Source organism: Pseudomonas putida (genome assembly GCF_030159595.1).
Lineage (GTDB): Bacteria > Pseudomonadota > Gammaproteobacteria > Pseudomonadales > Pseudomonadaceae > Aquipseudomonas > Aquipseudomonas putida_AC.
The window spans coordinates 1-5,121 of the sequence record NZ_BSKJ01000023.1; the positions used below are offsets into that span (position 1 = coordinate 1).

A 5,121-nucleotide genomic window follows, 5' to 3' on the forward strand; every position below is an offset into this window, starting at 1 on the left:
TCACCAGGAATGCCGAACACATACTCGACACCTTCGTTTTCCAGGCATTGCACAACGACATCGGCGGCCTTGGCCATTTGGGGTACTACCTCAAAATCTTTGTGGGATTGCAGATTTATTAAGCTGCGTGACTGAGATGTTGCAGGATGTCTCAGTGGCGCGCATCGTAGGCCCTCTGGTTAATAATAATAAATATATTGTTATGATGCTTAGCATCACAGCTTGTTATGAATGGTAAAACGCCCCAATGAACCTCAAGGCATTGCGCTGCTGCGTCGAGATCGTGCGCCAGGGCAGCTTCACCAAAGCCGCGCAGCACCTGCACATCGCCCAGCCAGCGCTGAGCATGGCCGTGACTCGGCTGGAAGAAGAACTGGGTGTCACCCTGTTCAACCGCACCACGCGCAAAGTGATCCTCACTGCCGAAGGCGAACAGTTCCTGCCGCGCATTGCATCGGCCCTGCGAGAGATGGATGTCGCCCGCCAGGAACTGCGCGACATGTCTGACCTGAAACGCGGTGAAGTGCGCCTGGGCATTCCTCCGATGTTCGGCCTGCACTATGTGCCCGGTTTGATGAATGCCTTCCGCAAGTTATACCCCGGCATTGCCATGACCGTGTTCGAGGGCAGCGCCGAGGACATTGGCCACCGCCTGGAACAACGCGAAATCGACCTGGCACTGCTGGAATCCAGGCGCGTGCCGCCCGACAAGGAGTCGATCCTGCTGGGCAGTGACGAGATGCTGGCGTGCATGCATCCCGACCACGCCTATGCCGGCAAAGCCTTCCTCACGGCGGAAGACCTGCGCAATACCGACATGGTGGTGTTCGACCGCACGTTCGTGCAACGTCACCTGCTGGACGCGTTCTTCGCCGAACATGGCATCACTTACCAGGTGGCGCTGCAGAGTAACTTCGTCTCGCTGGTGGTGCAGGCCGCGCTGGACAACATGGGTGTGGCCACCCTGCTGCGCTCGGTGCAGCAGCGCACGCCGGGCATTATTGGCGTGCCCTTCAAGCCGGCGCAGCAAATGAGTTTCCGTTTGTGCTGGCGTTCGGGGGAATACCTGTCACTGGCCAGCAAGCGGTTCATCGATTTTGCCGCGCAGACGCATTACCTGGAACGTTGAGGCCAGCCTGTTCCGGCCCTTTCGCGGCCAAAGCCGCTCCAACAGGTATTGCAAATGTCTGAAAGCTGCTTTCTAGAGCGGTTAATTCATTTTCATTAGCCAGCTAATTAAGCTACCCTCGCCCGCGCCAGAACAACATCAAGGAGCAGGCATGAAGATTGAAATCGTACGCAATGAGCAGGACGCAGGCTGCAAGGTGATCATCGACGGGCACCCTGTGTCGTTCACCGACATCCAGCACGCACAAGCCTACCTGGACCAATTGCACGCCCGTCTTCAGGCCGCTCCAGAGGTATTCGCTAAACCGACAACAGAACCTGCCTGAGCCTGGGAGACGCGGAAGGAAGCTGGTCAGCTTCCTCGACGTTGCAGCCAAACATTGACTATGATCCCGACTTGAACGTTTCAGCATGTTTCAATAAGGATCCAGATGTCAGTCCAGGAACAACCCCCTCTCCCCAGCAAAACCACCGTCGCCAAGATGGAAGCCGCCATGGCATTGGGCAGCTTTGCCATCGGTACCGGCGAGTTCGCCATCATGGGCCTGATGCCTGACATCGCCAACAACCTGCAGCTGAGCGAGCCGCAGGTGGGCCACGCCATCAGCGCCTATGCACTGGGAGTCATGGTTGGCGCCCCGACACTGGCGATTCTGGGTGCCAAACTGCTGCGCAAGCACATGCTGCTGCTGTTGATGCTGCTGTATGCCCTGGGCAACCTGGCCACTGCCTTCGCCCCCTCGTTCAGCGGCCTGGTCGCCTTCCGTTTCATCAGTGGCCTGCCCCACGGCGCCTACTTCGGCATTGCCGCAGTGGTGGCCTCGAGCATGGTGGCCAAGGACCATCGAGCGGGTGCCGTTGCCCGGGTGATGATGGGCCTGACCTTGGCCATGTTGCTCGGCAACCCGGTGGCCACCTTCCTGGGCCAATACTTCGGTTGGCGTTCGGCATTCGTGCTGGTCGGCGCGATCGCCCTGTGCACCATCGCCCTGGTGTGGCGCTTCGTGCCCCAGCGCCACGACGAAGTACGCAGCGACCCGCGCAAGGAGCTGCAAGCCTTCGCCCTCCCGCAGGTATGGATGGCGCTGGCCATCGCCTCGATCGGCTTTGCCGGCATGTTCACGGTATTCAGCTACCTGGCGCCGACCATGCTGCAGGTGACCCAAGTGTCGCCGCAGTGGATTCCGTTCGGCCTGGCGGCGTTTGGCGTGGGCGGTATTGTCGGCAACATTGCCGGCGGCAAACTGTTCGACCGCCTGCAGTTCCGCGCCGTTGGGCTAGTGCTGGTGTGGTCGATTGCTGTGCTGCTGTTCTTCACCTTCGCCGCCCAGGCACTGTGGAGCCTGCTGCTGGGCATTGGCCTGGTGGGCACCATGATTGCCCTGGCAGCGCCGCTGCAGATCCGACTGATGGACATTGCCCATGAAGCGCCGAGCCTTGCAGCGGCGTCGAACCATGCCGCGTTCAACCTGGCTAATGCACTGGGGCCGTGGCTGGGGGGCATGGCGATTACCGCAGGCATGGGCTGGACCAGCACCGGGTATATCGGCGCGGCCACGGCGCTGATCGGGCTGGGGATCTACCTGGTCGCGCGGAGGATGAAGGGCGGGCACTGAGTTCGCCTACGGTCATGCAACGTTGGGGCTGCTACGCAGCCCTGAAATCTCTGTCCGATGGCGGCGCTCAGGCAGCACTGGCTTGCGGCAGCTCGATACATACCCGCAAGCCCCCGCCGTCGGCAGCCAGCGCGGTCAGGCTGCCGCCATGCAAGGCAATGGCCCGTTGGGCAATCGCCAGGCCCAGGCCAAAACCATCGTCACTGTTGTCGGTGCCTCGGTCGAACGGCTCGAAGATGCGCTGCAGACGCGCCGGGTCTACGCCCGGCCCATGGTCGCTGACACTGACCTGAAACCCTTGCTTCTCTGGTGCCAGCGCAGCCTGCACCAATACCTCCGTACCGGCTGCGGTGTAACGCACGGCGTTGCGAATGATGTTCTCGAACGCCCGGTACAGCAGCTCTTCATGCCCATTGATGAGAAACGCACCCTGGGCGAGCAAAGACACCTGACACTGCTTCATGCCTGCCTCAAACCGGGCGTCTTCGACGATCTGTTCCAGCAGCTCTACCACATCCACGCTGGCAAAGTCGCTGTCACCCTGCCGAGCCTGGGCGCGAGCCAAGGTCAGCAACTGCTCGATCAGGTCGTCCATGCGCCGCGACTCGCGCTCTACCCGCTCCAGCATGTCGTGCCGGTCGGGTTGCTGACGCATCAGGCCGATAGCGGCATGCATACGGGTCAGCGGTGAGCGCAGTTCGTGGGAAATATCGTGCAGCAGGTTCTGTTGCGACTGCACCAGGGCCTTGAGTTGTCCGGCCATGCGGTCACAGTCCTCGGCCAGCTCGACGATCTCGTCGCGACGCTTGCCCAGCCGAGGTTTCACGCGCACGTCGAACCGGCCCTGGGCCACCTGGCCCATCGCTTCGCGCAGCCAGGCCAATGGGCGCGTCAGATACAGGCTGCACAGGAAGGCGAACAGCGCACTCATCAACGTGCCGGTAAACAGCGGGCCCATGCCACGCGGGCGCGGGGGTTCGCCAAGCACTGTGGGCACCGAAGCACGCAGAACCAGCGGGCGACCTTGACGGTCGTTCAACGCCTGCTCGAAACGCGCCACCGGCACCGCCCTGCCGGCCAGTAACTGCCCTTGGTTGTCATAAAGGCCTACCTGCACATCCGGCGGCTGCGGCGACACTTCCAGCAGTTGCCGGCCAGCCTGCTCCCCGTAACGCTGCAATATCTGCAGCTCGGTGGCCAGCAGCGAACGCAGCGCCGGGGTATCACCACGCCAGTCATTGAGCATGAAAGCGCCCGCCCCCACCAGGAAGGTCAGGCAGTTGGCCAGCCAAAACGCCAGAAACAGCTTCCAGAACAGGCGCCGGCGCATCATTCGACAATCAGCATGTAACCCATGCCTCGTACGCTCTGAATCCAGCTGCTGCCGTCGGCACGCGGGCCGAGCTTTTGCCGGATGCTGCTGACATGCACATCGATGCGCCGGTCGTACCGGGTCAGCGGCCGGCCCAAGGCATTGAGTGAAAGGTCCTGCTTGCTGACCAACTGCCCTGCTTGACGGGCTAACGCCTCAAGCAGGCTGAACTCCGAGCCGGTCAGCTCCAGCGAAACGTCGCCCCAGTGCGCCTCTCGGCGGCCCGGCCACATTTTCAATGCGCCCGTGCGTACTTGCTCAGGCGCACTCGCCTCGCCCACCTGCTGCGGCTGCACCCTGCGCAGTATCGCCCGCAGGCGTGCCACCAGTTCACCCGGGGAGCTGGGCTTGGGCACATAGTCGTCGGCCCCCAGCTCAAGGCCGGCGATGCGGTCGATGTTGTCGCCACGGGCGGTCAACAGCAGCACTGGCACCTGGCTGCGCGCACGCACGCGCCGCAGCACTTCGATGCCAGAGATACCCGGCAGCATCACGTCCAGCACCACCGCCTGGTAGTTGCCGGACAACGCCTGGGCTTCGCCCTCTTCGCCAGTGTCCACGGCCGTGGCCTGGAAGCCTTCGCGCGCCAGGTACAAGGAGAGCATTTCAGTCAGTTCGCGGTCGTCGTCGACCAGCAGCACGGGGATCATTGGGGCCAGATATCGCAATTTCAGGGGCGTTAATGATCGCCCCGCACGGCAGCACTGTCACCGCCGGCCGGTCGGACTTTACACATCTTTACCCTCGGCTAACCGCGCCGTACATAGCCCGCCCGTATCCTCATCGCCCGCTGCTTGCGGGTTGACCGCGCTTGCTCCCTTTCGAATCCGCTTGTCTGGAACCCCCGATGAACTACCCGCGCCTGTTGCTCTCCATCCTGTTGCTGAAAGCCTCGCTGGTTCAGGCCTCCCCCTTCAGGATCGCCGACATCCGCGTCAACGGCCTGCAGCGGGTTTCCGCCGGCAGTGTGTTCGGTGCCCTGCCGCTGAACGTCGGTGACCAGGC

General features: G+C 62.3%; 6 protein-coding genes and 1 pseudogene. 4 read left to right on the forward strand and 3 right to left on the reverse strand.

What is annotated here, in order from left to right; all coding sequences use genetic code 11:
- The coding region (locus QQL85_RS26890) for a hypothetical protein (protein ID WP_148101364.1) at nt 1-77 on the reverse strand (77 nt) is incomplete at its 3' end.
- 170 nt (nt 78-247) lie between these two features.
- Here QQL85_RS26890 and QQL85_RS26340 point away from each other — a divergent pair.
- The 3 genes from QQL85_RS26340 (at nt 248) to QQL85_RS26350 (ending at nt 2,744) form a co-directional block, all read left to right on the forward strand.
- Complete coding sequence (locus QQL85_RS26340; protein ID WP_284357302.1) at nt 248-1,129, forward strand: LysR family transcriptional regulator; 882 nt, start codon at nt 248-250, stop codon at nt 1,127-1,129.
- A 151-nt stretch (nt 1,130-1,280) separates the two neighbouring features.
- Nucleotides 1,281-1,454: a hypothetical protein gene (locus QQL85_RS26345; RefSeq protein WP_284357303.1), complete on the forward strand. Its 174-nt coding sequence runs from the start codon at nt 1,281-1,283 to the stop codon at nt 1,452-1,454.
- A 105-nt stretch (nt 1,455-1,559) separates the two neighbouring features.
- Entirely contained in the window at nt 1,560-2,744 is a 1,185-nt protein-coding gene (locus QQL85_RS26350; protein ID WP_284357304.1) for an MFS transporter, read from the forward strand.
- Between the two features lie 67 nt (nt 2,745-2,811).
- Here QQL85_RS26350 and QQL85_RS26355 read toward each other — a convergent pair whose 3' ends face one another.
- Nucleotides 2,812-4,077, reverse strand: a complete 1,266-nt coding sequence (locus QQL85_RS26355; RefSeq protein WP_284357305.1) for an ATP-binding protein — start codon at nt 4,075-4,077, stop codon at nt 2,812-2,814.
- The gene (locus QQL85_RS26360) at nt 4,074-4,766 is read right to left on the reverse strand and encodes a response regulator transcription factor (RefSeq protein WP_284357306.1); all 693 of its coding nucleotides are present in this window, start codon (nt 4,764-4,766) and stop codon (nt 4,074-4,076) included. Before QQL85_RS26360 ends, QQL85_RS26355 begins: the two co-directional genes overlap by 4 nt.
- Nucleotides 4,767-4,963: 197 nt before the next feature.
- Between QQL85_RS26360 and QQL85_RS26365 the strand changes: the two are divergent.
- Nucleotides 4,964-5,121 (forward strand): annotated as a pseudogene (locus QQL85_RS26365) (hypothetical protein); the annotation flags it as partial.